This window comes from Alphaproteobacteria bacterium (genome assembly GCA_017308135.1).
In the GTDB taxonomy this organism is placed as follows: domain Bacteria; phylum Pseudomonadota; class Alphaproteobacteria; order CACIAM-22H2; family CACIAM-22H2; genus Tagaea.
Window position 1 is genome coordinate 124682 of sequence record JAFKFM010000007.1, and the last position, 26209, is coordinate 150890.

General features: G+C 65.5%; 24 protein-coding genes and 1 other RNA gene. 3 read left to right on the forward strand and 22 right to left on the reverse strand.

What is annotated here, in order from left to right:
• Window positions 1-49: 49 nt before the first annotated feature.
• The 22 genes from ftsA to J0H39_05160 form a co-directional block, all read right to left on the reverse strand.
• On the reverse strand, window positions 50-1306 hold the full coding sequence (ftsA, locus tag J0H39_05055; protein MBN9496100.1) for a cell division protein FtsA: 1257 nt from the start codon (window positions 1304-1306) through the stop codon (window positions 50-52).
• Between the two features lie 16 nt (window positions 1307-1322).
• On the reverse strand, window positions 1323-2210 hold the full coding sequence (locus tag J0H39_05060; protein MBN9496101.1) for an FtsQ-type POTRA domain-containing protein: 888 nt from the start codon (window positions 2208-2210) through the stop codon (window positions 1323-1325).
• Window positions 2210-3154, reverse strand: a complete 945-nt coding sequence (locus tag J0H39_05065; GenBank protein MBN9496102.1) for a D-alanine--D-alanine ligase — start codon at window positions 3152-3154, stop codon at window positions 2210-2212. Before J0H39_05065 ends, J0H39_05060 begins: the two co-directional genes overlap by 1 nt.
• The gene (gene murB / locus J0H39_05070) at window positions 3151-4065 is read right to left on the reverse strand and encodes a UDP-N-acetylmuramate dehydrogenase (protein ID MBN9496103.1); all 915 of its coding nucleotides are present in this window, start codon (window positions 4063-4065) and stop codon (window positions 3151-3153) included. The genes J0H39_05065 and murB overlap by 4 nt, the downstream gene beginning before the upstream one ends.
• On the reverse strand, window positions 4065-5489 hold the full coding sequence (locus tag J0H39_05075; protein MBN9496104.1) for a UDP-N-acetylmuramate--L-alanine ligase: 1425 nt from the start codon (window positions 5487-5489) through the stop codon (window positions 4065-4067). Before J0H39_05075 ends, murB begins: the two co-directional genes overlap by 1 nt.
• Complete coding sequence (gene murG / locus J0H39_05080; protein ID MBN9496105.1) at window positions 5486-6571, reverse strand: undecaprenyldiphospho-muramoylpentapeptide beta-N-acetylglucosaminyltransferase; 1086 nt, start codon at window positions 6569-6571, stop codon at window positions 5486-5488. Before murG ends, J0H39_05075 begins: the two co-directional genes overlap by 4 nt.
• On the reverse strand, window positions 6568-7689 hold the full coding sequence (locus tag J0H39_05085; GenBank protein ID MBN9496106.1) for a cell division protein FtsW: 1122 nt from the start codon (window positions 7687-7689) through the stop codon (window positions 6568-6570). Before J0H39_05085 ends, murG begins: the two co-directional genes overlap by 4 nt.
• Window positions 7686-9071 carry a UDP-N-acetylmuramoyl-L-alanine--D-glutamate ligase gene (locus J0H39_05090; GenBank protein ID MBN9496107.1) on the reverse strand — a complete coding sequence of 462 codons (1386 nt, stop codon included), beginning with the start codon at window positions 9069-9071 and terminating at the stop codon, window positions 7686-7688. Before J0H39_05090 ends, J0H39_05085 begins: the two co-directional genes overlap by 4 nt.
• A 10-nt stretch (window positions 9072-9081) precedes the next feature.
• Window positions 9082-10164, reverse strand: a complete 1083-nt coding sequence (locus J0H39_05095) for a phospho-N-acetylmuramoyl-pentapeptide-transferase (GenBank protein MBN9496108.1) — start codon at window positions 10162-10164, stop codon at window positions 9082-9084.
• Between the two features lie 8 nt (window positions 10165-10172).
• Window positions 10173-11573 carry a UDP-N-acetylmuramoylalanyl-D-glutamyl-2,6-diaminopimelate--D-alanyl-D-alanine ligase gene (locus J0H39_05100; GenBank protein ID MBN9496109.1) on the reverse strand — a complete coding sequence of 467 codons (1401 nt, stop codon included), beginning with the start codon at window positions 11571-11573 and terminating at the stop codon, window positions 10173-10175.
• On the reverse strand, window positions 11570-13033 hold the full coding sequence (locus tag J0H39_05105) for a UDP-N-acetylmuramoyl-L-alanyl-D-glutamate--2,6-diaminopimelate ligase (GenBank protein ID MBN9496110.1): 1464 nt from the start codon (window positions 13031-13033) through the stop codon (window positions 11570-11572). The genes J0H39_05100 and J0H39_05105 overlap by 4 nt, the downstream gene beginning before the upstream one ends.
• Window positions 13034-13038: 5 nt before the next feature.
• Window positions 13039-14745: a penicillin-binding protein 2 gene (locus J0H39_05110; protein ID MBN9496111.1), complete on the reverse strand. Its 1707-nt coding sequence runs from the start codon at window positions 14743-14745 to the stop codon at window positions 13039-13041.
• Window positions 14745-15071 carry a hypothetical protein gene (locus J0H39_05115; protein ID MBN9496112.1) on the reverse strand — a complete coding sequence of 109 codons (327 nt, stop codon included), beginning with the start codon at window positions 15069-15071 and terminating at the stop codon, window positions 14745-14747. Before J0H39_05115 ends, J0H39_05110 begins: the two co-directional genes overlap by 1 nt.
• Window positions 15068-16015, reverse strand: coding sequence for a 16S rRNA (cytosine(1402)-N(4))-methyltransferase RsmH (gene rsmH / locus J0H39_05120; protein ID MBN9496113.1), 948 nt, complete (start codon window positions 16013-16015; stop codon window positions 15068-15070). The genes J0H39_05115 and rsmH overlap by 4 nt, the downstream gene beginning before the upstream one ends.
• Entirely contained in the window at window positions 16012-16452 is a 441-nt protein-coding gene (locus tag J0H39_05125) for a division/cell wall cluster transcriptional repressor MraZ (protein MBN9496114.1), read from the reverse strand. Before J0H39_05125 ends, rsmH begins: the two co-directional genes overlap by 4 nt.
• 287 nt (window positions 16453-16739) lie before the next feature.
• An RNA gene (rnpB, locus tag J0H39_05130) (RNase P RNA component class A) lies at window positions 16740-17153 on the reverse strand.
• 33 nt (window positions 17154-17186) lie between these two features.
• Complete coding sequence (locus J0H39_05135; protein ID MBN9496115.1) at window positions 17187-17648, reverse strand: type II toxin-antitoxin system HicB family antitoxin; 462 nt, start codon at window positions 17646-17648, stop codon at window positions 17187-17189.
• Window positions 17648-17842 carry a type II toxin-antitoxin system HicA family toxin gene (locus tag J0H39_05140; protein ID MBN9496116.1) on the reverse strand — a complete coding sequence of 65 codons (195 nt, stop codon included), beginning with the start codon at window positions 17840-17842 and terminating at the stop codon, window positions 17648-17650. The genes J0H39_05135 and J0H39_05140 overlap by 1 nt, the downstream gene beginning before the upstream one ends.
• Window positions 17843-17942: 100 nt before the next feature.
• Entirely contained in the window at window positions 17943-18965 is a 1023-nt protein-coding gene (locus J0H39_05145; GenBank protein MBN9496117.1) for an aromatic ring-hydroxylating dioxygenase subunit alpha, read from the reverse strand.
• Window positions 18966-19000: 35 nt separating this feature from the next.
• Window positions 19001-19732 (reverse strand): N-acetylmuramoyl-L-alanine amidase, encoded by a 732-nt coding sequence (locus J0H39_05150; protein ID MBN9496118.1) that lies wholly within the window; start codon window positions 19730-19732, stop codon window positions 19001-19003.
• Complete coding sequence (locus tag J0H39_05155; GenBank protein ID MBN9496119.1) at window positions 19729-20613, reverse strand: EamA family transporter; 885 nt, start codon at window positions 20611-20613, stop codon at window positions 19729-19731. Before J0H39_05155 ends, J0H39_05150 begins: the two co-directional genes overlap by 4 nt.
• On the reverse strand, window positions 20610-21344 hold the full coding sequence (locus J0H39_05160; protein MBN9496120.1) for a TerB family tellurite resistance protein: 735 nt from the start codon (window positions 21342-21344) through the stop codon (window positions 20610-20612). The genes J0H39_05155 and J0H39_05160 overlap by 4 nt, the downstream gene beginning before the upstream one ends.
• 164 nt (window positions 21345-21508) lie before the next feature.
• Between J0H39_05160 and J0H39_05165 the strand changes: the two genes are divergently transcribed.
• The 3 genes from J0H39_05165 (at window position 21509) to J0H39_05175 (ending at window position 26209) form a co-directional block, all read left to right on the forward strand.
• Window positions 21509-23554 carry an ABC transporter ATP-binding protein gene (locus tag J0H39_05165; protein MBN9496121.1) on the forward strand — a complete coding sequence of 682 codons (2046 nt, stop codon included), beginning with the start codon at window positions 21509-21511 and terminating at the stop codon, window positions 23552-23554.
• A 62-nt stretch (window positions 23555-23616) separates the two neighbouring features.
• Window positions 23617-25239, forward strand: a complete 1623-nt coding sequence (locus tag J0H39_05170; protein MBN9496122.1) for a twin-arginine translocation signal domain-containing protein — start codon at window positions 23617-23619, stop codon at window positions 25237-25239.
• Between the two features lie 10 nt (window positions 25240-25249).
• Complete coding sequence (locus tag J0H39_05175; GenBank protein ID MBN9496123.1) at window positions 25250-26209, forward strand: ABC transporter permease; 960 nt, start codon at window positions 25250-25252, stop codon at window positions 26207-26209.

Below are 26209 nucleotides of genomic sequence, written 5' to 3' on the forward strand. Positions count from 1 at the left end.
GCGGGTAGACGGGTGCTGTGTTGTCGTTGCGGCGTTGGGTTTCCTCCCGTCATAGGTTGTCCCTCAGCCACATTCTCAAGCCCCCGAAGACGCCCGCGGACGGTGCCGCCGCGGTTTCGGGACGCAGGGATTCGGTTCCTTTCTGATGCGCGTGCAGGATCAAACCCGCGCACGCCGCGAAAGCGGGGCCGCCGGTTTGATCGGCGAGGCCCGTCAGCTGGCTGCTGGGTTTGCCCATGCGCACCTGCTTGTCGAGGATCATGGCGGCGAGCTCGCGCGTGCCTTGAAGCTGCGACGCGCCGCCGGTGAGGACAACGCGCCGGCCCGCGATCTTGTCGAAGCCCGACGCTTCCAGGCGCGAACGCACCAGTTCGAAGGTTTCCTCCAGGCGCGGCGCCACGATCCCGGTCAGGATCGATTTCGGCACATGGTTCGCCTGGGTCTGCTCTTCCTCGCCGACCAGCGGCACGTCGACCAGCTCGCGCTCGTCGTTGGCCGAATGGATGCACGAGCCGTGCAGCGTCTTCATCCGCTCGGCATGCGCCAGCGGCGTGGACAGGCCGCGCGCGATGTCGTTGGTGACGTGGCTGCCGCCGACGTTGATCTGGTCGACGAACACGCAATGCCCGTCGAAGAACACGGCGAAGGACGTGGTGCCCCCGCCCATGTCGATGACGCAGGCCCCCAAATCCTTCTCGTCCTGCACGAGGCAGGCGAGACCGGCGGCATAAGCCGACACGACCGGTTCTTCGATTTCCAGATGGCAGCGCGCGACGGCGGTTTCGAGATTGCGCACCGACGCGCTGGAAGCGCCGACCATGTGCATGTTCACGCCCAGGCGTTCGCCGCACATGCCGCGCGGATCGCGAATGCCGCGGCTGCCGTCGATCGTGAACCCGACGGGGAATTGATGGATGATGCGCTTGTCCGTCGCGGTCTGGGTCTGGCGCGCCTGTTCGATCACGCGGCGCAGATCGGCGTCGCCGATCTCGTGCCCGTTCAGCGCCACTTCGACGCCGAAGGTGCGCGACACCGGCGCGCCGCCGACCAGATTGACGATCACGCTTTTCAGCGTTTCGCCGGCCATCTGTTCGGCCGCGGACACCGCCGACAGGATCGACTGTTCGGCTTCGTCGAGGTCGACGATCGTGCCGCCGCGCACGCCGTGGCTGATCTGATGTCCGATGCCGACGACGCGCGGCGCGCCGTCCCCGTCCGCTTTCGCGACGAAGCAGGCGACCTTGGTCGAGCCAAGGTCGAGGGCGGCGATCGTTCCGTTCCGGCGGGCGCGTTTTTTCTTCGACATGGTGGACGAAGTGCTCCTAAGTCGGCCGGTTGTTGCGGCGTTGGGCGGGCGCGTTGACCGGCGTGGTCGACGGCGCCGCGTCCTTCGCGCGCAGGATCAGGCGGTCGGGCAAACGCAGATCGACGGAGACGAGATCGCGCTCGACCAAGCCGTTGTTGCGTTCGAGTTCGGCGAGGCGCTCGTAGGCCGCTCCCGCATTCGCTTCGGGCAGGTTCACGACCACGCCGTTGTCGAGATTCAAATTCCAGCGCCGCCCGCCGACGCGCACGGCCGCCGATACGCGGTTGCGCAATGCGGGCTCGGTGTCGAGCAGCGCGATCAGGCCGCCGGCATGTTCGGGCGCGTCGTCGCCCACGACGATCAGCAGCTTGGCGAAATTGCCGGGATCGACGCCGGGGATTTCCTTGGCGTCCTGGTCGATCACCGCGAAGCGCCCGCCGCGCTGCCACAGCGCCAGGGGCACTCGTTCTTCCAGGCGCACATGGATCGTGTCGGGCAAGCGCCGTTCGACGATCGCGCGGCGCACCCAGGGCAGGGTTTCGAGTTCGGCCTTCGCCTGATGCGGATCGAAGGTCAGAATGGGCGCGCCGCGCCGCGCATCCAGCACCGCCAGCACGTCGCGCGAACTGGTGCGTTCGCGCCCTTCGACCAGAACTTCGCTCACCTGCAAACCGGCGCGCGTCGTCGCTGTAAGAATGCCGCGGCGCAGATCCAGCGCCATATCTTCCAAGCGATCCGCCCCGCCGGTGCGCCAAGCGTATAAGCCGCCGCCGCCGATCACGGCGGCGATCCCGATCGCGGTCATAATCTTTGCCGCCGCCGCCGACGGGCGCCAGCCGAGGATGCGGCGCCAGCCGGTGCGGCGCGCGGGCTTGCGGGTGTTGCGTTTCGTGCGGCCGAACATCAGGCGGCTCTCCCTTTCGGCCCGTCATGCGTCGCGTGTTCGACCAGCCAGGCGCAAAGCTCGGGAAAAGCGATCCCCGACGCCGCCGCGATTTCGGGCACAAGCGACAGCGGCGTCATGCCGGGCTGGGTGTTGACTTCGAGCAGCACGACGCGGCCGGGTTCGCCGCGCGTGTCGTCGTAACGGATATCCGCGCGGCTCACGCCCCGGCAGCCCAAGGCACGGTGCGCTTCCAGCGCCACGCGCATCGCCTCGTCGTAGGCGACGCGGTCGATGGGGGCCGGGCAAATATGGATCGCTTTGCCGTCGGTGTATTTGGCCGTGTAGTCGTAGAAGCCGTTGTTCGGGCGGATTTCCAGCACGCCCAACGCCTTCGCTTCGCCGTTGAAGCCCATCACCGCGACCGTCAATTCGCGGCCCGGGATATAGGTCTCGACCAGCACTTCCTCGTCGAACGGCCAAGGCTCGCGCGCCAATGCGTCGAGATCGGCCTTTTCCAGAACGATCTTCACGCCGACGGAAGAGCCTTCGTTGGCGGGCTTCATCACGAAGGGCAACGCGATCGCGCGACCCGCCAGCACGTCGGCGCGTTTGAACACGCCGCCTTCGGCGATCGGCAGATCGCGGCCCTTGAACACGGCGCGCGCGACGGGCTTGTCCATCGCCAACGCCGAGGCGAGCAGGCCCGAATGCGTGTAGGGCACGCGCGCGAGATCGAGCACGCCTTGGATCGTGCCGTCCTCGGCCCAGCGGCCGTGCAGCGCGTTGAACACCACGTCGGGCTTATCGGCGAGTGCCGCCGTCAAACCATCGAGCGAAACGAGATCGTGCTCGATCACGTCGTAACCCTTGGCGCGCAGCGCCTTGGCGCATTCGTGGCCGGAGGACAGGCTCACTTCGCGCTCGGTCGATAAGCCGCCTTTGAGGAGCAGGATCTTTTTCATGCCCGCACCCCCACGCGCTTGATCTCCCAGCGCAGATCGACGCCGAATTTCGCGAAGACGCGCGCGCGGATTTCGTCGCCCAAATCCTCCAGATCGGCGGCGGTCGCGTCGCCGTCGTTGATCAGGAAGTTGCAGTGCTTCTCGCTGACCTTGGCGCCGCCGCGCGTCAAACCCCGGCAGCCGGCCGCGTCGATCAATTCCCAGGCTTTCGCACCCGGCGGGTTGGCGAAGGTCGAGCCGCCGGTGCGCGTGCGCACGGGTTGCGAGGCTTCGCGCTTGGCCTGGATATCGGTCATGCGCGCGGCGATGGCGGCGCTATCGTCGGGCTCGGCTTTCAGCTCGGCGCCGATGAAGATCCAATCGTCGGGCATGCAGCTCGACCGGTATTCGAAGCACAAGGCGCCGTTGGTCGCGTAATGCAGCGTGCCGGCGGCGTCGATCGCTTCGGCGGCCAGCACGACATCCTTCATTTCCTTGCCATAGGCGCCCGCGTTCATGCGCAAGGCGCCGCCGACGGTGCCGGGCACGCCGACCAGGAATTCGAGACCGCCCAAGCCCCAATCGCGCGCCGCGTTGGCGACGTTGACGTCGAGCGCGGCCGCACCGGCCTTCACGATGGTCCCGTCGCGCGCGATATCGGCGAAGCCTTTGCCCAGGCGGATCGTGACACCGGGAATGCCGCCGTCGCGCACCAGCAGATTGGAGCCGACGCCCAGCACCGTCACCGGCACGTCGGCGGGCTTGGCGGCGAGGAATGCCGCCAGATCGTCGCGATCGGCCGGGCGGAACAGCACTTCCGCCGGACCGCCGACGCGGAACCACGTCGTCGCCGCAAGGCTCGCATTCTCGCGATAACCGCCGCGCGTTTGCGGCAAGCGATCGATTAGCCGCATCGGCTTGGGGGAAACCATCATGCTTTCCCTCCCGCCGCCGCGACCGCCGCGTCGAGCTCGCCGGGCAGCGCATGCGCCCATTGCGTGATGTTGCCGGCACCCAAGCACACCACCATGTCGCCCGGCTTGGCGATGTCGAGCACGGTGCGCGCGAGCGCTTGCGAATTTTCGAGCGCGATCGCCTTGCGATGGCCATGGCCGCGCAAGCCTTCGACCAGCGCTTGCTTGTTGGCACCGTCGATCGGCTGTTCGCCCGCCGCGTAAACATCGGCGACGATCACGGCGTCGGCGTCGTTGAAGCAGGTGCAAAATTCCTCGAACAGATTCGCAAGCCGCGTATAGCGATGCGGCTGCACGACCGCGATCACGCCCGCCGACGTCGCCTGGCGGGCCGCTTTCAGCACCGCCGCGATCTCGACCGGGTGATGGCCGTAATCGTCGATGACGGTCAAGCCCGCCCCCATACCCGTATTCGTGAAGCGACGCTTCACGCCCTTGATGGCGGCGAGCGCCTTGCGGATCGTCGCCTCGTCGATCCCCATCTCGATCGCCACGGCGACGGCGGCCAGCGAGTTTTCGACATTGTGCTTGCCGACCAGCGGCAGATGCAGATTGCGGATCGTGCGTTCCGGCCCTGCGCGCCCCGAAAGTGCTACGTCGAAATGTCCGCCCGACGCGTCGAGGCGCACATTCACGCCGCGCACATCGGCCTGCGGCGAGAAACCGTAGGCGAGGATCTTGCGGTCTTGCGTCGCCGCGATCAGCGCCTGCACTTCCGGATGATCGACGCACATCGCCGCGAAGCCATAGAAGGGCAGATTCGAAATGAAATTCTGGTAGCCCTTTTTTGCGTTCTCGAACGTGCCCCAGTAATCGAGATGTTCGGGATCGATATTGGTCACGACCGCGATGGTCGCGGGCAGTTTGACGAACGTGCCGTCGCTTTCGTCGGCTTCGACGACCATCCAATCGCCCGCACCCAAGCGCGCGTTGGTGCCGTAGGCGTTGAGGATGCCGCCATTGATGATCGTCGGGTCCATGCCCGCGGTTTCCAGCATCGCGGCGACGAAACCGGTCGTCGTCGTCTTGCCGTGGGTCCCTGCGATCGCCACCGCCCATTTGAGGCGCATCAGCTCGGCGAGCATTTCCGCACGGCGCACGACCGGGATCAGCTTTTCGCGCGCGGCGCGCACTTCGGGATTGTCGGGCTTCACGGCCGTGGACACGACCAGCACTTCGGCGTTGCCCAGGTTCTCGGCCTTGTGGCCGACATGGACGGCGATGCCGAGATTGCGCAAGCGTTGCACGTTCGCGCTGTCGGCCTGGTCGGAGCCCTGAACCTTGTAGCCGAGATTGTGCAGGATCTCGGCGATGCCGGACATGCCGATTCCGCCGATGCCCACGAAGTGCAGCAAGCCGATATCGAGCGGCAGCGCCCTCATGCGCGGCCTCCCGTCGCGAGTTTCGCGACCAGATCGGCCAGGCGTTCGGCGGCGTCGGGCTTGCCGAATTTCCACGCGGCTTGCGCCATCGGCGGCAGCGCCGCCGGATCGGCGAGCAGCGAGGCGAGATGTTTCTCCAGCGCCTCGGCCGTGAAATGCGGTTCGGGCAACAGCCACGCCCCGCCGGCATCGGCCAAAGCGCGGGCGTTTTCGGTCTGATGATCGTCGGTCGCGTGCATGTAAGGAACCAGAAGGGCCGGACGGCCGATGCAGGCAAGTTCGGCCACGGTGGAAGCGCCGCTGCGCGCGATCACCAGATGCGCGTTCGCGATGCGCTGGGGCAAATCGGCGAAGAACGGCGCCACTTCCGCCGCGATGCCCGCCTTGGCATAGGCGGCTTGGACGGCATCGACATCGTCTTTGCGCGTCTGCTGAACGATCTTGAGGCGCGCGCGCGCCTCTTGCGGCAAGCGTGCGATCGCGTCGGGCACGACGCGACCAAAAATCGAAGCGCCTTGGCTGCCGCCGGTCACCAGCAGGCGAAGCTCGCCGTTCTTCTCCGGCACCCAATAGGTGCCGTCGCGCAAGGCAATCACGTTCTCGCGCACCGGATTGCCGGTCAGCGTCGCGCGTTCGGCGTGGCGCGTGGTCGCGAAGGAACTGGCGATCGCATCGACCTTCGACGCGATCAGGCGATTGACGCGGCCGAGCACGGCGTTCTGTTCGTGCAAGGCGGTGGGCACACGGCCGATGGCCGCCGCAACCGTCGGCAGGCTGGGATAGCCGCCGAAGCCGACCACGGCTTGGGGTGCGAGCTTCTTGATCACGCGGCGCGCGGCGAAATAGCCGGGGACGAGCGAAGCGAAGCCGCGAAGTTTCTGTACGACGCCGCCGGTCATTTTACGCAACGGCAAGCGATGGGTTTCGAGCGTGCCCAGGCGCCCGCCATATTGCGTGCCGCGATCGTCGGTGACGAAGGCCAAGCGATAGCCGCGTCTGTCGAGCGCCCCCGCGAGCGCTTCCGCCGGGAATACATGGCCGCCGGTACCGCCGGCCGCGAGGATGACGAGGGGTGCGTTCACAGCGTCTCCCCCTGGCCGAAGCGTTTGCGCGACAGAGCGAGCACGAAACCCATGCCGAGTGCAATCGCCAGCAGCGACGAGCCGCCGTAGCTCACGAACGGCAGCGTCATGCCCTTGGTGGGGATCAAGTGCAGCGTCGAGCCCATATTGACCAGCGCTTGCACGCCGAACTGGACGCACAGGCCGCCGATCGCCAGCACGACGAAAAGATCGGTTTCCTGCAGCGCGCGCGCGAAGCCGCGCAGCACGATGAAGGCGTACAGCGCCACGACCAGCAGGCACAGGATCAGGCCGAATTCCTCCGCCGCCACGGCGAAGATGAAATCGGCATGCGCGTCGGGCAGGAAGGATTTGGCCGTGCCTTCGCCGGGGCCGCGCCCCAGCAAGCCGCCATTCATGAACGCTTCCATCGCCATGTTCACCTGATAGGTGTCGCCCGAGGCGGGATCGAGGAAGCGGTTCACGCGGCTTTCGAAATGCGGGAAGGTGAAGTAGAGGCCGATCGCGGCGGCGGCACCCGCACCGCCCAAGCCCACGACCCACAACATGCGCAAGCCCGCCAGGAAGAACTGCGCGAACCACACGCAGCTCACCACGAAGGCCATGCCGATATCCGGCTGGCCCAGCAGCAGCGCCATCGACAACCCGTACAGCAGGATCGCGAACAGATCGCCGGGGAAGTTTTCCTTCTTGCGGGCGAGTGCGAACAGCCACGCGGTGACGATCGCGAAAGTCGGCTTCAGGAACTCCGACGGCTGAAGGGAGAAGCCGGGCAGGGAGATCCAGCGTTTGGCGCCCTTGATCTCCATGCCCACGAAGAACGTCGCGATCAGGAACAGGATCGAGCAGGCGAAACCCGCCAGCGCCAATTGGCGCACCTGCTTGGGGTTCAGCATCGACACGGCGATCAGCGTCAACGCCGCCAGCGGCAGCAATTGCAGCTGCTTGCGCACGAAATAGAACGTGTCGAGATTGACGCGCGTCGCGACCGCCGGGGACGCGGCCATGATCAGCACCGCCCCCGTGCCGATCAGCAGCGCCAGCGCCGTCAACAGCCACTTATCGACGGTCCACCACCAGCGGGCGATGACGGAATTGTCGGCGCGCGCGAAACTCATGCGGCCGCGCTCCCGGCTTGGGCGATGTCGCGCGCGAGATCGCGGAACGCATCGCCGCGATGTTCGAAGCTTTTGAACTGATCGAACGATGCGCAAGCGGGCGACAGCAGGATGACACCCTTGCCTTCGCCGCGCGCGTCGTTCCAGGCGGCGGCGACGGCCTTGTCGAGCGTGCCGGATTTTTCGTGCGGGACTTCGCCCAACGTCGCCGCGAAATCCTCGGCCGCTTCGCCGATCAGATAGGCCTTGGCGATGCGCGGGAAGAAGCCGCGCAAGGATTCGATGCCGCCGGCTTTCGCCCGCCCGCCCGCGATCCAATGGATGCGCGGATAGCAGCCCAGCGCCTTCGCGGTCGAATCCGCGTTGGTCGCCTTGCTGTCGTTGACGAAGACGACGCCGTCGCGTTCGGCCACGCGTTCCTGGCGGTGGGGCAGGCCGGGGAAGCTCTTCATCGCGTCGGCGATGGTCTTGGCCGATACGCCCAATTGCAGCGCCACGGCCGCGGCGGCGGCCGCGTTCTGCGCGTTGTGGGTGCCGGGCAAAGCCGGGCAATCGGCCAGCGAGGCGAAGCGCACCGGCTCGCCATGGCGCGAATCCCAAAGCCCGCCGCGTTGCGCATAGACGCCGCCTTGCACGCCGCCCTGGCCCGAGATCGGGATCACGATGCTGTCGCCCGCTTCGACCAGATCGGCGTAGATCGAAGCACTGATATCGTCGTCGATGCCGACGACGGCGAAGCGCGGGCTTTTCTGGTCGCGGAAAATGTTGCGCTTGGCGGCGACGTAGCCGTCCATCCCGCCGTGACGGTCGAGATGGTCGGGCGAAATGTTGAGCAACACCGCACCGTCGAAACGCGCGGTGGGCACGAGTTCGAGCTGATAGCTCGACATTTCGATTACGTAGACGCCGTCATGGCCGAGCGGCTCGAGCGACAAGGCCGCCGTGCCGATATTGCCGCCGATCTGCGTCGCGCGCTTGGCGGCGTTCAGGATATGGCCGATCAGCGCGGTCGTGGTCGATTTGCCGTTGGTGCCGGTGATACCGATGAACGCCGCGTCGCGGCGGCTGCGCATCAGCAACTCGACGTCGCTGATCAGGTCGATGCCCAAAGCCTTGGCGCGCGCGGCCACGTCGTGCGGGGCGGGGAAGCTGTGCGGAATGCCCGGCGACATCACCAAGGCGGTCACGCCCGCGAGATCGACGGTCCGCAGATCGGCGAGCGGGATTTGCGCCGCCGCCGCCGCATCGCGCGACGCGGCGTTGTCGTCCCACGCCATCACCTTCGCCCCCGACGCGACAAGCGCACGCGCGGCCGCGAGTCCGGATTTACCCAGACCGAGGACCGCCACGTGCTTGCCGGCGAAGGAAGCGACTTGGATCAATCTTTCCCCCTCACCGCAGCTTCAGCGTCGCGAGACCCGCGAGCGCCAGGATGGAGGCGATGATCCAGAAGCGGATCACGATGGTGGGTTCGGCCCAGCCCTTCTTTTCGAAGTGATGGTGCAGCGGCGCCATCAGGAACACGCGCTTGCCGGTCAGCTTGAACGACGCGACCTGCACGATGACCGACACGGCTTCCAGCACGAACAGCCCGCCGACGATGGCGAGGGTGAGTTCGTTCTTGGTGATGACGGCGACCGTGCCGAGCGCCCCGCCCATCGACAGCGAGCCCACGTCGCCCATGAACACCATCGCGGGCGGCGCGTTGAACCACAGGAAGCCGAGGGCCGCACCGACCAAGGCCGCGCACAGCACGGCGAGCTCGCCCGAGCCGGGGACATGGTGGATCAGCAGGTAATTCGCGAACACCGCGTTGCCGGCGACGTAAGCGAAGGCCGCGAAGCAGCCTGCCGCGATCATCACCGGCACGATGGCGAGGCCGTCGAGCCCGTCGGTCAGGTTCACCGCGTTGGACGAGCCGACCATCACGAACATCGCGAAGGGGATGAAGAACATGCCGAGATCGATCAGCAGATTCTTGAAGAACGGAATCGCGAGCTGGGTGGAGAGCGGTTCGCGCGTGAGATACACGATCCACAGCGTCGCGGCGAGCGCGATCGTGAACTGCACGGCGAGCTTCCAGCGGCCGGGCAGGCCCTTGGAATTGCGCTTGGTCAGCTTCAGGTAATCGTCGCAGAAGCCGATCGCGCCGAAGCCGAACGTCACCGTCAGCACGGCCCAGACATAGCCGTTGGAAAGATCGGCCCACAGCAGCGTCGAAATGCCCATCGATAGCAGGATCAGCACGCCGCCCATGATCGGCGTGCCGCGCTTCTTCAAATGCGTTTCGGGCGTGTCGGCGCGCACGCCGACATGCGGCTGTTTGGATTTCAGCCACCGAATGATCGGCTCGCCCAGCAGGAACGACACGACCAACGCCGTCATCACCGCCCCGCCCGACCGGAAAGTGAGGTAGCGGAACAGGTTGAAGAAGCTGATGTCGTCGGACAGCGGGACGAGGAGGTTGAAGAACATCTGTTGCCTTACCTTCCGGCCGCTGCGCGAGGGGCGAGCGCCAGCAATGCGTCGACGATCGGCCCCATGCGGCTGCCGAGCGACCCTTTGACGGAAACCGCGTCGCCCGCGCGAACGGCGTCGAGAACGATCGGCGCCAACGCGGCTGAGTCGACCGCGTAGGCGCCGCGCTTATCTTCGGGCAATGCGTCGAAAAGACGGCGCATCAACGGCCCGCAGCAGAAAACGAGATCGATTTTTTCGGCCAGGATCGCTTCGGCCAAACCGGCGTGAAGCTCTTCGGCCTGGGGGCCGAGCTCGCGCATATCGCCCAGCACGGCGATGCGCCGTTTTGCGTCGGTCATCGACAAAACGGCGAAGGCCGCGCGCATCGACGGCGGCGAGGCGTTGTAGCTTTCGTCGAGCAACGCGAAACTGCCGCCGCCGGGAAGTTTCAAGTCGTGACGTGCGCCGCGGCCTTTCGGCGGTGCTGCGGTCGCGAGCGCTTCGGCCGCTTGGCGCCAATCCGCACCCAGTGCATGGGCACCCAGCAGCACGGCGAGCGAATTCAGCGCCCAATGCTTGCCGGGCGCACCCACGCGCCACGTGGCGCGCGTGCCCAGGAAATCGGCCGTGACGGTCGAGCCGCCGGCATCGCCATTCCAATCGATCAGCCGCGCATCGGCGCCGGCTTGCGTGCCGAAGCTCAACACGCCGCGCCAATTGAACAGATGGGCGGCCTTGGCGAGCGTTTCGAAATAGCGATTGTCGAAGGGCAACACGGCGGTCTCGCCGCCCTGGCCCGTCTCGAAAATCTCGGCTTTTGCACGAGCGACGCCGTCGATCCCGTCGGGGAAATATTCGGCGTGGACCGCTTCGACCGTCGTGACAATCGCCACATGCGGGGCGACCATCGCGGTCAAGGGTGCGATCTCGCGCGCGTGGTTCATGCCGATTTCGAACACCGCGTAGCGCGCATCCGCCGGCATGCGCGCGAGCGTGACCGGCACACCGATATGGTTGTTGAACGACGCGGTTGCCGCATGCGTCGCGGCTTGCTTGCCGAGAACGAGGGCGAGGCCTTCCTTGGTCGACGTCTTGCCGACCGAGCCAGTGACCGCGACGATGCGCGCCTTCGAACGCGCGCGCGCCGCGACACCCATTCGGCCGAGCGCGTCGAGCGTATCGCCGACGACGAGTTGCGGGCCGCTCGCCGCGATCTCACGCGACACCAACGCCGCCGCCGCCCCTTGGGCGAAAGCGGCGCGCACGAAATCGTGGCCGTCTTTTTCGGCCTTCAACGCGACGAATAGATCGCCCGCTTTCAGCGTGCGCGTATCGATGGAAATGCCGCTGGCGGCCCATGCCGCACCCGCCAAGCGCCCGCCGGTCGCCGTCGCCGCATCGCTTGAGGTCCAGAGGGCGCTCATGCGGCAACCCCGTCGGCCAGTGCTATGGCTTTGCGCGCTTCGTCGCGGTCGTCGAAGGGCAAAACCTTGTCGCCGACGATCTGGCCGGTCTCGTGGCCCTTGCCGCAAATCGCCAGCACGTCGCCTGCTTCCAGCGCGGCGACAGCATCGCGGATCGCGATTTCGCGCGGGGCGATTTCGATCGCGCCGGGCGCTTGCGCCAACACGGCGGCGCGGATCGCGGCGGGATCTTCGGAGCGCGGATTGTCGTCGGTGACGATCACGCGATCGGCATTCTCGACCGCGATCTTGCCCATCATCGGGCGTTTGCCCGCATCGCGATCGCCGCCGCAGCCGACGACGACATGAAGCTTGCCGGTCACATGCGGGCGCAACGCTTCCAGCACGGTCGCGAGCGCGCCGGGCTTATGCGCGTAATCGACATAGATTGCAGCACCGTTCTTGCGCACGCCCGCGCGTTCCAAACGGCCGGGCACGCCTTGCAGCTTGGTCAGCGCCTGCAAGGCTTCATGCGGCGCGGCGCCGGTGCCGACGACGAGACCGAGTGCGGCGAGCGCGTTCATCGCCTGGAACGCGCCGGCCAGCGGCAGCACGAAGCTTTGCTTCACGCCGTAGGCTTCGATTTCGATCGCCTGGCCTTGCGGCAGCGGCGTCGCCGAAATCAGCCGCAGTTCCTTGCCGTGGCGGCCATAGGTGACGACGCGCAGATCGCGCGCGTCGCACGCGGCGCGCAACTGCGCGTATTCGGGAATGTCGGCGTTCAGCACGGCGACGGCGCCGCGCGGCAGCAGCGTATCGAACAAACGCCGCTTGGCGGCGAGATAGCTCGCCATATCGCCGTGATAGTCGAGATGGTCGCGGCTCAAATTCGTGAAGGCGGCGGCCTTCAGCGTGACGCCGTCGAGGCGATGCTGATCGATGCCGTGGCTCGACGCTTCGAGCGCCACGTTGTCGATGCCCGCAAGCGCAAGCTCGGCCATATCCTTGTGCAGCGCCGCCGGATCGGGCGTGGTCAGCGAGCCGTAGCGCTCGAAATCCGGCCCGACGATGCCGAGCGTGCCCATGCTCGCGGCTTTGCGGCCCAGGATCGCCCAGATCTGGCGCGCGAAGGCGGCGACCGAGGTTTTGCCGCTCGTTCCCGTGACCGCGACGATCGTCGCGGGCTGGGCGGCGTAGAAGCGCGCGGCCGTGCGCGCGAAGGCGCGGCGCGGATTTTTGGCGGCGAGATAGGGAATGCCGGCAGGAAGATCCAGGCCGGGTGCGGCGAGGATCGCGGCGGCACCCTTACGTAAGGCATCGCCCACATAGGCGCGGCCATCCTGCTTCGCGCCCGACAACGCGGCGAACAGAAAGCCCTTCGTCACCGCGCGCGAATCCGCCGTCACGCCCGCGATCGCGGGGTCAAGCCCGGCGGCGTTCAGCAGTTCGATCTCGGGGTCGAGAAGCAGGCTCAAGCGCATCGCCCCTACCGGAGATTGGCTGCGGCGAGCAGCGGCTTGGTGAGATCGACGGGAAGATCCTCGGTCGGCGCCACGCCCAGGATCGGGGCGACGCGCGCGATGATGCGCCCGGCCGTGGGCGCCGAAACGACGCCGCCGGTCGCGTAGCCGCCGGTGTCGCGACGGCCCTGCGGCTCGTCGACCATCACCAGCAGCACGTAGCGCGGCTTATGCGCCGGGAAGGACCCGAAGAACGACGAGATACGTGCGTTCTTCTTGTAGCCGCCATTGGCCTGGACCTTTTCGGCCGTGCCCGTCTTGCCGCCGACGAAATAGCCCGGCACTTCGGCGGTCCTGCCGGAACCCTTTTCGGCGTTGAAGCGCAGCAATTGGTTGAGCATGTCCGACGCGCGCTGGCTCATCACGCGTTCGCCCTGCACGGCGGTCGCGTCGTCGCGCGCCAAAATGGTGGGGGCGCGATAGATGCCGCCATCGACCGCGGCCGCACCCGCCGCGACCAGCTGCATGGGCGATACCGAAATGCCGTGGCCGAAGGAAATCGTCAGCATGTTGATCTCGCGCCACGGGCGCGGGATCAGCGGATGGCCGATTTCCGGCAATTCGATGGGCGAGGGCTTGAGGAAGCCGAGCCGGTCGAGGAATTCGCGCTGGCGCGTCGGGCCCACTTGCAGCGACATGCGCAGCGCGCCGAGGTTGGACGAATAGATGAAAACCTCGGGCGTCGTCAGCCAGCGATTCTTGCCCTTGAAGTCGGAGATCGTGAATCGGCCGATCTGATAGGGGCGGCTGGCGTCGAAGGAATCGGTCATGCGCAGGACGCCGTAATCGAAGCCCATCGCGACCGTGAACATCTTGAACGTCGAGCCCATCTCGTAGGCGCCGAGCGTGTTGCGGTTGAACCGCGCATCGGCGTCGGCCAGGCCCGGCGCGTTGGAATCGAAATCGGGCAGCGAGACCATCGAGATGACTTCGCCGGTCGTCACGTCCATCATCACCGACATGCCGCCGATGGCGTTGAAGTTCTGGATCGTGTGCTGCAATTCCTCGCGCACGGCGTGCTGCACGCGCACGTCGATCGACAGGCGCAACGGCTCGTTCGAGGTTTTCAGGCGCTCGTCGAAGCTTTGCTCGACGCCCGCCAAGCCGCGATTGTCGACGTCGGAGAAGCCGACGACATGCGAGGTGAGATTGCCGTGCGGATAGACGCGGCGTTCCTCGCGCTGGAAGAACAGGCCCGGAATGCCCAGGCGGTTGACTTCGAATTGCTGGCGCGGCGTGAGGTTGCGGCGGATCCACACGAAGGAGCGGTTCTCGCCGGACAGGCGGTCGCGCAATTGCTTCTCGTCGATCCCCGGCAGCGTCGCGGCAAGGCGCCGCGCCGCATCGGCCGCGTTCGCGATCATCTGCGGATTGGCGTAGAGCGATTGCGTCGCCAGCGACGTCGCCAGCAGCACGCCGTTGCGGTCGACGATGTCGGCGCGCGCGAGTTCCAGCGGTCCGGTGGCGGGTGCCCGCGCCGCGCGCGGTTCGCGCGCTTCGGATAGCAGCGTCACGTCGACGAGGCGCACGCCGACCACCGCGAAGCACACGGCGAACAGGATGCCGCCGATGACGAGGCGATGGCGCGCCGTCTCCATCGATTGCTTGGCCGCACTTTCCACCCGCAGACGGGCGGGGAAGCCGCGCACGATGTCGAGGAAGTTCGTCGCCATCAGCGCCGCTCCTGCGCGATCGCGCGCGGCTGGGCCGTCGGGACTTGCGGCGATTGCGCGGGCACGGCGTCGACGCGGCCGAACTGGCCGGGCTTCATCGGCTGAAGGTCAAGATGACGCTCGGCCAAGGCTTGCAGGCGCTTGGGCTGGTTCACCAGACTCCATTCCGCGCGCAGCACGTGGATCGATTCCTGTTCCTGCACGATCGCGCGGTTGAGGCGCGCAAGCTCGCGCTCCTGCGCGATGACTTCGTGCTTGATCTGATAGAGCGCCAAGGCACCCGCACCCGCGATCAGAATCCACAGCAGGGTGACGAAGCGGCTCATGCGGCTTCACCCCAGGCGGGCGCGTTCGTGCGTTCGGCGACGCGCAACATGGCGGAGCGCGCGCGCGGATTGCGCGCGGTCTCGGCCTCGCTCGGCTTCACGCCTTTACGTTCGACCAGCTTGAACGACGGCGCACGCTCCACCCCGCGCGACGGCAGATGGCGCGAGCCGCGATCTTCGTTGCCGGCGCGGCGCTTCAGGAAGCGTTTGACCGCGCGGTCTTCCAGCGAATGGAAGGACACGACCGCGAGGCGTCCGCCGGGTTTCAGCAAACGCTCGGCGGCGGCGAGGCCGCGCGCGAGTTCGCCCAATTCGTCGTTCGCCGCCATGCGCAAAGCTTGGAACGTGCGCGTCGCGGGATCGATGCCGTCCTTCGAGCGCGGCACGCAAGACCGCACGATCTCGGCGAGTTCCGACGTGCGCTCGATCCGCTTCAGGCCACGCGCCTTGACGATGTTCTTGGCGACGCGCCGCGCGTGGCGTTCGTCGCCCAATTCGTGGATCGCGTCGGCCAAATCGCGCTCGGGCCAGTCGTTGACGATGTCCGCCGCCGACAGGCCGGCTTTTTCCATGCGCATGTCGAGCGGCCCGTCGGCGCGGAAGGAAAAGCCGCGCGCCGCGTCGTCGATCTGCGGCGAGGACACGCCCAGATCCAGCGCGATGCCGTCGAGGTCGCGTTCGGGCGACAGCTTGTCCATCTCGCCGAAGCGGCCTTCGACCAGCGTGAGCCGTTCGCCGTACTTCGCCTTCAACGGCGCGCCGCGCGCGATCGCTTCGGGATCGCGATCGAAGGCGACGAGCTTGCAATCGGCGGCGTCGAGGATCGCGGTCGAATAGCCGCCGGCGCCGAACGTGCCGTCGAGATAGACGCCGCCGTTCTTGATCGCCAAGGCGGCCAACACCTCGGCGAGCATCACGGGCACGTGGATTTGCGGCTGCGTCATGCCGGTCCGCCGCCCAAAATCGCGCGGCGCTTTTCCGCTTGGTCGGCGGCGAAGGCCTCGGGATTCCAGATTTCGAAGAATTGGATGCGGCCGGCGAACACGGCGGTTTCGCCGAGCGCGCAATGCGCGATCAGCGCTTCGGGAAGGCCGACACGGCCTTCGGAATCGATCTGCAAGGCGACCAAATCGGCGGCCAGAATCGCGGCATGGTCCAGGGACGAGGGACGAAACGCCGCGAGCGGATCCGCGTTTTGGCCGATTTTGGCGAGGACGTCGGCACCGATTGCGCGCACCGCTTTCAGGCCGGAAAGCGGCAGCACATTGAGACCTTCTTCGCCTTTTGCAGACATGACGGCACGGAAATCGGCCGGAACGGAGACGCGCCCCTTCCGATCGATCTTGAACGTATAGGTCGAAATGAACGCGGATTTGGCCATCGCCCGCGTTGACCCTCTCGTGCCGTCCCCATTGTTCAACCCATTGGAAAGACGAGGAGTTTTCTTCCCTTTGGGGTCCCCCGTTACCTGCCTTCGCGAAAGGCGGTTTTCGTGGGACAATATGGGATATCATGGGTGTATATGGGCGTCAACGGGCTAAGTGCTTGTTTTGTAATGGACACGGTCTGTTCTCTCGAGGCGCGACGCCGCCAAATTTACCGAAAATTGGGAACAAGCCCCCTGACCCTAGTGGGGCTTTGGGGCGATACCGCGATCAGAATGTGGAAAAAGCCAGACGGCCTGTAAGCCGGGTTCTGTGACGCCCGTTGCCGGACGACGACGACCATTCCTCTAGGACCGCCATTGCTGGCGGCCTCAAGCAACCGACCCGGGCGGCGGTCCGGAAACCGACCTGCGAAGGTTGCCCTTCGCGTGCCGCCCCTATTTGGTCTTGCTCCGGGTGGGGTTTGCCATGCCGTCCGCGTTGCCGCGTCCGCGGTGGTCTCTTACACCACCGTTTCACCCTTACCGGCCTGGTTTGCGCGAAGTCCAACCCCGCGCACGCCCGGCTTTGGCGGTCTTTCTCTGTTGCACTGTCCCTGGGCTCGCGCCCGCCGGGCGTTACCCGGCACCCTTATCTCCGTGGAGCCCGGACTTTCCTCGCGATGCGCGAAGCACCCCGCGGTCGTCCGGCCGTCTGGCGGGGCGGATATGCGCGCGTTTGGCCCGCAGCGTCAACCCGCGCGACGGCGCTTGGGCTTGGCTTTGGATTTCGCGGCGGGAGCGGAGTGGCGCGCCGAGCGCGTCGCGTCGTCGCGGATCAACGCGGCGATATAGCCCGAGCGCGTATAACCGCGCGCCGTCGCCTTACGGTCGGCCAGCGCCACGATCCCTTCGTCGAGACTGATATTGAGCCGCACCGTGCGGCCGGAAATCTCGGCGGGGATCAACACGCGCGCGACTTCCCGCACTTCGGGATCGACCTCGATGTCTTCGAAAGGCGACGGTTCGGGAATGGGGTCGTTATCCGCCGCCATGCCCGAGAGATGCAGATTCAACGCTTCATGCGCGTTGCCGATCGCTTCGTCGATCGTGTCGCCGCCGCTTGCGCAGCCGGGCAGGTCCGGGAAAAACACGCTGTAACCCGGCGTGTCGCCGCCTTCGATAATCGCGATATAGGCTTTCGTCGCATTCATCAGCGTAACTTCAATCCCGCTTGACGCTCGATGCTTTTGAGCGTGCCGATCCGGATATCCTTATCCGGATGTTTGACCGTCACCTTGCCCGGCTTCGTCGGATGCTTGAATTGGGCGTGGCTGCCGGTTTGACCGACTTGGAACCATCCGTCGTCCGTCAGGGCGCGGATAACCTCTTTGCTGGAAGGGGGCATCGCTGACTACCTTCTATTTGTCGGTCTCTCATATCCCTGGCCCCTCCAATCCCGTGTCAGCGGGTCGCGATGTAAAAAATACACATACATAAAAATTGTGTCAATCGTCGCCTTGGGCCCCTACGGGCGCGATATCCGCGTCCGCCGCCGCGACCAGCATGCGGCGCATGATCAGGCCCGGCTTGTCCGACGGCATGTGGCGCTCGGCGGTCATGTAATCGCGCAACGGCACATAGGGATCGGTCGCTTCGAGGATGTCCTTATCCTCCAGCGTCACCGCGCGGTCGAAGGCGATGGCCTTCTCGGCGGGCACGTCGGCGTCGGTATCGTTGCGATAGACCCATTGCACGAGGCGCGTATGCGCATCGTCCACCGGCACGGTCGCGGTCACGATGCGGTGGCATAGCCCGTTCGGAAACGTGAGTTCCAGCTTGCGCAGGAACGGGAACCAATAACGATGCACCGTGGTCCGCGTGGTGAGCTCGCCCGTCGCACCGGTGTAATCCGCGCCGATCTTGCGGTTTGCCGCGCGCACCACCGCGCGCGCCACGAAACCGCCGGCGAATTCCTCGATCTCGTTCTCCGCCGGAATCGGATCGCGCGTGTTGCCGAACGTCGCTTGGTGCACGTATTCGATATGCGCGTTGTCGAATTCGTTCTCCATCACGCGCAGCGCGCTGCACGCCCAGTTCTCGACGAATTCGGGGATGCGTCGCCACGAAGGATCGCCGTCCTCGGCGAATACGGGAATGTCTTCGACGGGCGTTTCGAGCGCCACCCACACATGCCCGCCATAGGTCTGGGCGTGGAACGCATCGACACGCATTTTGCCGGTGGCGGCCGGGTCCGCGCGCTGCGGAATTTTCACGCATTTGCCCGAGCCTTCGAACGCCCAGCCGTGATAGCCGCAAACGATCGCGCCATTCTCCACAAAGCCGCGCGACAATTTGGCGGTGCGATGCGGGCAGCGATCGCGCACCGCGTTGGGCTTGCCGTCGTCGCTTTTCCACAAGACCAAATCGACGCCGAGCAAACGCTGGGCGAGCGGGCCTTTATCGAGATCGGAATCCTGGCAGAGCGGATACCAGTACCGGCGCAACGCGGGGATATCGGTCAGATTCATGATGCGGGAAGGGCAAGCAACCCGCGTGCCGGAATTCAGAGCATCGCGACGAGGGCGCGCAGCCGCGCATGGGTTTCGCCGTCGAGCCGTCCGTCGAATTTCCAGGGCCGGAAGCGGCGCTGGAAGGCGACCATCACGGCGTGCGTCGCGTTGTCCAGCGTGCCGGTCGCTTCGATGTCGTAGCCGAAGCGCGCCAGCAGATTTTGCGCGTCCGTCACCGCGTCGTCGGATTCGCCGGGCCCGAAATCGCGCGTGCTGCGATGGCGGCGCGCGACGTTGGACGGAAAAAGCCCGATCCCGGCTTCGGCGAGGCGTTCCCACGGAAATAACTCACCGGGATCCTTCTTGCGCGACGGCGCCACGTCCGAATGGCCGACGACATCGCGCGGCGCGATACCGTGCCGGTCGACGATCGCGCGGCAAAGTTCGATCACCGCATCGATCTGGATGGCCGGATAATCGCGATAGCCGAGGCGATGGCCGGGATTCTGGATCTCGATGCCGATCGAACGCGCATTGACGTCGCGCTTGCCCCGCCAGCACGACACGCCGGCATGCCAAGCGCGCTTATCTTCGGGCACCAGCGCCAGGATCGTGCCGTCCATGTCGATCAGATAATGCGCGCTGACCTGTTTGGCGGGATCGAGCAGATAGGACAGGCTTTCCGCGCGATCCTTGGTGTCCGTGTAATGCAGCACCAGGAATTCGGGCGCCACACCGTCGGGCCGCGCGTCGAAATTCGGCGAGGGCTGCGTTTCGAGCTTCACGACATCTTGCTCGTCGACTCGCCGCCGACATCGGCCGGGCGGCGCAGCACGATGATCGCGACGCCCGCGATGGTCGCGGCCGTGCCCGCGATCATCCGCCAGCCCAGATCGTCGCCGTTGAAGATGACGCCCGCCATCACGCCGAACACGGGCACCAGCAGCGTATAGGGCATCGTCACGTTGACCGAATAGCGGCGCAACATGCGGTACCACATCCAATAGGTGCAGATGGTGATCATCACCGACATGAAAACGACGCCGGCGTAAGCGCGCCACGACGCGTTGACGAAGGCTTCGATCTGCCCGGTTTCCAGCATCGCGGAGAACGCGACCTGGAACGGCACGCTCCACAACGCCGTATAGGCGTTGAGGGTGAAGCCGTCGATATGGGTGAGCGACTTGAACTGGAAATTCGCGACCGCCCACATGAACGACGCGAACAGCACCAGCCCGACATAGAAAGGTGCCGCCCCCGAAACGGCGCCGCCGGTCGCGAGCCAGATGCCGAAGAACGCGAGGCCCATGCCGGTCCAGCGCCGCCAGCCGGGATAATCCTTGAGGATGACGGCGGAGAGCAGGGCCGCGAACGGCACCTGGCTTTGCGTCGCGATGGCGGCGAGCCCGGCGTCGAGATTCTTCATGCCGGTGAACATCGACGAGAAATGCAAGCCGCCCAGCGTGAAACCGAGCAAGGCGATCGCCTTCATGTCCTGGCGGCTCGGCATCTTCACGAAGGGCAGCAGCAAGATCGCCACCAGCGCGAAGCGCAGCGACATGGTGAAGATCGCCGGCAATTCCGCGAGCGCCAATTTCGCGACGACGAAATTGAGGCCCCAGATCATCATGATCCCGACGGTCAGGGCGGAGTCGATCGGTCTCATGCCGCGTTCCGCCGTTCGAGAATGTTCTCATAGGCGGCGTTGATCGCGGCCAAGCGCTTCTCGGCCAGCGCCACGAATTCGGCGGGCATGCCTTGGCCGGTCAGCACATCCGGATGATGCAGGCGCGCCTGTTCGCGCCACACGCGCTTGATCTCGTCGAGATCGGCCTGCGGCGAGACGCCCAAAACTTCGTACGGATCGTTCGCGTCGGGCCCGATATGCGCCTGGCGGATCGCGCGATAGACGCCTTCGTCGAGACCGAGATGGGTCGCGACCGCGCGCAGATACTCAAGCTCGTCCTCGGTGATCGCGTGATCGGCGCTCGCGATATGAAAAAGGCAGTCGAGCAATTCTTCCAGCGCCGGGGCGCCCTTGTCGAATAGCCCGGCCACTTGGCGCGCATAGGCTTCGAAGCCGTGCGTCGAACGCGCGGCGAAATCGAAAACGCGCTCGACATTCGCGCGCTCGGCCGGATCGAAATGGAAGATGCGCGCGAAGGCGGCTTTTTCGCGATCGCACACCGCGCCGTCGGCTTTGGCCATTTTCGCGGCCAGCGCCACGGTCGCGATGGTGAAGGCGATTTTGCGCTTCTCCTGTTCGCTCTCCGGCGATTTGTTCGCGCGCAAGACGCGATCGACCGCATGGCCGGCGGCGAGCCCGATCAGCGCGCCCAAAGGGCCGCCCAGCGCATAACCCGCCGTGCCCCCCAACAAACTTCCCCAGATCGACATCTTCCGCGTAATTCCGAATCCAACCACGTGAAAATCGAGAGCGTCGCGCCAAGCTATTCGCCGTTGCGAAAAGGAACAAGGCGCCGTTCCGCAGATCGGACTGGCGGCCTTCGGGGGTGGCATCCCCGGGGTGTCCCGTGCTAGGGATCAAAAAAACACGATAAATGCGAACAGTCGAGGCGCCCGCTTTGAGCGATTCCAACGTTCTGTTGTCGGTCGAGGATTTGCACGTCCATTTCGTCACGTCGCGCGGCGTCGTGCGCGCGGTCGAGGGTGTGTCCTATCAGGTCCGGCGCGGCGAAGTCCTGGCGATCGTCGGTGAATCGGGCTGCGGAAAATCCGTGTCGTCGCTGGCGATCATGCGCTTGCTGGCGAAGCCCGCCGGACGCGTCGTCCACGGCAAGATCATGTTCGAGGGCGTCAATCTTCTCGACCTGACCGACGAGGAGATGCGCGAGCGGCGCGGCCGCGACATCTCGATGATCTTCCAGGAGCCGATGACGAGCCTCAACCCGGTCCTGCCGATCGGGCTGCAGATCATGGAGCCGCTGTTCATCCATCTGAAGATGACGGAGGAACAGGCGCGCGCCCGGGCGGTGGAATTGCTCTCGCTGGTCGGCATCACCGATCCCGAACGCCGGCTCGACCAATATCCGCATCAATTCTCCGGCGGCATGCGCCAGCGCGTGATGATCGCGATCGGGCTTGCCTGCAACCCCAAGCTCATCATCGCCGACGAGCCGACGACCGCCCTCGACGTCACCATCCAGGCGCAGATCCTGGAGTTGATGAAGGAATTGTCGCGCAAGCTCAACATCGCGCTGGTCATCATCACGCATAACCTTGGCGTCGTTGCGCGCTACGCCGATCGCGTCAACGTGATGTACGCCGCGCGCGTGGTGGAAAAGGGCACGGCGGACGACGTGTTCCTGCGCCCGCGCCATCCTTATGCGATGGGCCTGATGCGCTCGGTCCCGCGCCTCGACCGGCCGCGCGGGGCGAAGCTCGAAACCATCGAAGGCTTGCCGCCCAATCTGCTCGACCCGCCCAAGGGCTGCCGATTTGCGGCACGCTGCCAGTTCCGCGCCGATATCTGCGCGAACGATCCCGCACTCGAGGAAATCGAGCCCGGGCATTTGTCGGCATGCTTGCGCGCCAAGGAAATCGCCGCGGGCGAAATCGGCCGCGAGAAGCCCGTCATCGAAGCCGGCGGCAAACGCGAAGGCCGCGCGGGCGAGAAATTGCTCTCGGTCAGCGGCCTCAAGAAATTCTTCGAAGTGTCGCGCAAGACCGGCACGTTCAGCTCGGTCAAAAGCGAAGTGCGCGCGGTCAACGACGTGTCGTTCGATATCTCGCCCGGCGAAACTTTGGGGCTCGTCGGCGAATCCGGCTGCGGCAAGACGACCGTCGGCCGTTTGATCCTGCGTCTGGAAACGCCGACCGAAGGATCGATCACGTTCAAGGGCCAGGATATCTCCAAACTCGGTGCGGCCGAGCTCCGGCCCATCCGCCGCAAGATCCAGGTGATTTTCCAGGACCCGTATTCCTCGCTCAATCCGCGCATGACGATCGGCCAGATCATCGCCGAACCGCTGCTCGTCTATAAAATCGTGCCCGACGCCGCCGCCGCCAAAAAGCGTGTGGCCGAATTGCTCGAAGCCGTCGGCCTGTTCGCTTATATGGCCGAGCGTTATCCGCACGAAATGTCGGGCGGCCAGCGCCAGCGCGTGGGGATCGCGCGCGCCTTGGCGATGGAGCCCGAATGCATCGTCTGCGACGAGCCCGTCTCGGCGCTCGACGTGTCGATCCAAGGCCAGATCATCAATCTGCTGGAGAACCTCCAGAAGAAGCTCGGCCTCACATACCTCTTCATTGCCCACGATCTGGCGGTGGTGCGCCATATCTCGGATCGCGTCGCGGTCATGTATCTGGGCCGGATGATGGAGCTCGCCGACGGCGACGCGCTCTATGCCGAGCCGCTGCATCCCTATACGAAGGCGCTGCTCGACGCCGCCCCCATTCCCGATCCGGCGATCGAGAAATCGCGCGCCGCGCGCACGTTGGGCGGGGAAATCCCGTCGCCCTTGCGTCCGCCGTCGGGTTGCGTGTTCCACACGCGCTGCCCGCTGGCCGACGATGCCTGCAAAGCCACCATTCCCGAAATCCGCGAGGTCAAACCCGGCCATCTTGTGGCTTGTCTAAAAGTTTGAACGAGGCGCCGCAGAGCGCCCGTTTCCACCGAGTCCAAAATAATCAAAACAGGAGGAACGTCATGAATCAGGATTATTTGAGCTTCGGACGCCGGCAGTTTTTGCAGACCACGGCGCTGGCCGCCGCCACCGCCGGCCTCGGCCTTTACGACGCGTCGCCCGCTGCGGCGCAAGGTGCGCCCAAGCGCGGCGGCAATTTCACCTTCGCGATCTCGGCCGAAACGCCGCATTACGACGCGCACGGCTCCGACACCTTCGCCACGCTGCATTTCGGCGCGCCCTTCTATTCGACGCTGCTGCAATTCAACCTTGCCGATTATCCCAAGGTGAAAGGCGATCTCGCCGCGTCGTGGGACGTCGCCGCCGACCTCATGACCTACACGTTCAAGCTGACGCCGAACGTCGCCTTCCATGACGGCACGGCACTGACCTCGGCCGACGTGAAGGCAACTTATGACCGGATGCGCAATCCGCCCACCGGCGTGGTCTCCACCCGTCAGGCGACGTTCATCGATATCGATACGATCGAAACGCCCGATCCGCTGACCGTCGTGTTCAAGATGAAGGCGCCGAACCCGGCGATGCTCGAACATTTCGCCAGCCCGTGGAACTGGATCTACGCCGCCAAGGACCTCGCCGCGAACGCCAACGCCCCGCGCACCGCGATCAACGGCACGGGCCCGTTCCGCTTCGGCGAACATGTGCGCGGCAGCCACATCACCGGCACCCGCAACGACAAATACTTCCGCCAGGGGCGCCCCTATCTCGACGGATTCCGCGGCGTGTTCATGACCCAGCCCGCCGCGATGATGAACGCGATGCAGGGCGGCCAAGTGCTGGCGGAATTCCGCGGCATTTCGCCCGCCGAACGCGATCGTCTGGTGCAGGTGATGGGCGACCGCATCCGGACCGAGGAATCGAGCTGGACGCTGAACCTGATGGTCGTGTTCAACACCGAGAAGAAGCCGTTCGACGACGTGCGCGTGCGCCGCGCGCTGCATCTGGCCATCGACCGGCGCGCGGGTGCCCAAGGCCTTGCGCGTACGGCGACGTTGCGCGATCCGGGCGGTCTGGTCCGCCCCGGTTCGCCCTTCGCGATGAAGGACGAGGATCTGTTGAAGGTCCCGGGCTTCGGGCGCGACATCGCCGCCGCGCGGGCGGAAGCGCGCCGGCTGCTGCGCGAAGCGGGCGTGCCGAACCTCACCTTCGTTCTGCATAACCGCAATCTGGCGCAGCCCTACACGCCGGCCGGCATCTTCCTGGTCGACCAATGGCGCCAGATCGGCGTGAACGTCGAACACCGCCAGTCGGAGACGTCGCCCTATCTCGCGGGCATGTCGAGCGGCAATTTCGACGTCGCGATCGACTTCTCGAACCTGTTCATGGACGAGCCGTCGCTCGCACTGGCGAAGTATCTGTCGTTCAACAAGGCGCCGGAAAACCGCAGCCGCGCGATCGACGCGGAGATGGACCGGCTTTACGCCGCCCAAAGCCGCGAGCGCGATTTCCAGAAGCGCTTCGATCTGATCCGCCAGTTCGAGAAGCGCGCTTTCGACCAGGCCTATCAGGTGCCGCTGTTGTGGTGGCACCGCATCGTGCCGACCCACAAGGTCGTCATGGGCTGGCAAATGTCGCCCAGCCACAATCTCGGCCAGGATTTGGCCGATGTTTGGCTGAACACGTAAAGGACGCTCGATGTTCGGCTACCTCGTCAACCGCATCCTTCTGATGATCCCCACGCTTTTGGGCGTGGCGGTCCTCATCTTCTTCATGCTCCGGGTCGTGCCCGGCGACATCGTGGAAGTGAAGCTGCGCGGCGACGGGGGATCCGTCACGCAGGAGACGATCGACGCCGAGCGCGCGCGCCTCGGCCTCGATCGTCCTCTTGGCGTGCAATTCGCCGATTGGATGGTCGGGCTGGTCACGCTCGATCTCGGCAAGTCGATGTGGACCGACCGTCCGGTGACGGAGGAGATCGGCCTGCGTCTCGAACTCACCATGCAGGTCGCGATCATGGCGACGATCTTCGCCGTCCTGATCGCGATTCCGCTCGGCACCATATCCGCGTTGTTCAAAGACACGTGGATCGATTACGCGGTGCGTTTGATTACGATCGCCGGGCTCGCCGTGCCCAGCTTCTGGCTGGGCATGATCATCATTTTGGGCCTGCTTTATTGGTTCAATTGGCTGCCGCCGATCACCTACACGCCGATCTATGTCGATCCCGTGGCCAATATCAGCCAATTGATCTGGCCCGCGCTGGCCGTCGGCTACCGCTACTCCGCCGTCGTCGCGCGCATGGTCCGCTCCTCCATCGTCGAGGTGATGAAGGAGGATTACATCCGCACCGCGCGCGCCAAGGGCGTGTACGAAAAACTCGTCGTCGCGCGCCATGCGATGCGTAACGCTTTGCTGCCCGCGATCACCGTCATCGGCCTCGAATTCGCGTTCCTGATCGGCGGCTTGGTCGTGACCGAGCAAGTGTTCAACCTCAACGGCATCGGCAAGCTGTTCGTGCAGGCGGTCAGCCGCAACGATTTCACGCTGATCCAGGCAATCGTCATGCTGATCGCGGTGGTGTTCATCGTGACCAATCTGATCGTCGATCTGCTCTACGCGCTGTTCGATCCGCGCATCCGGTTGGGAGGGAAGTGA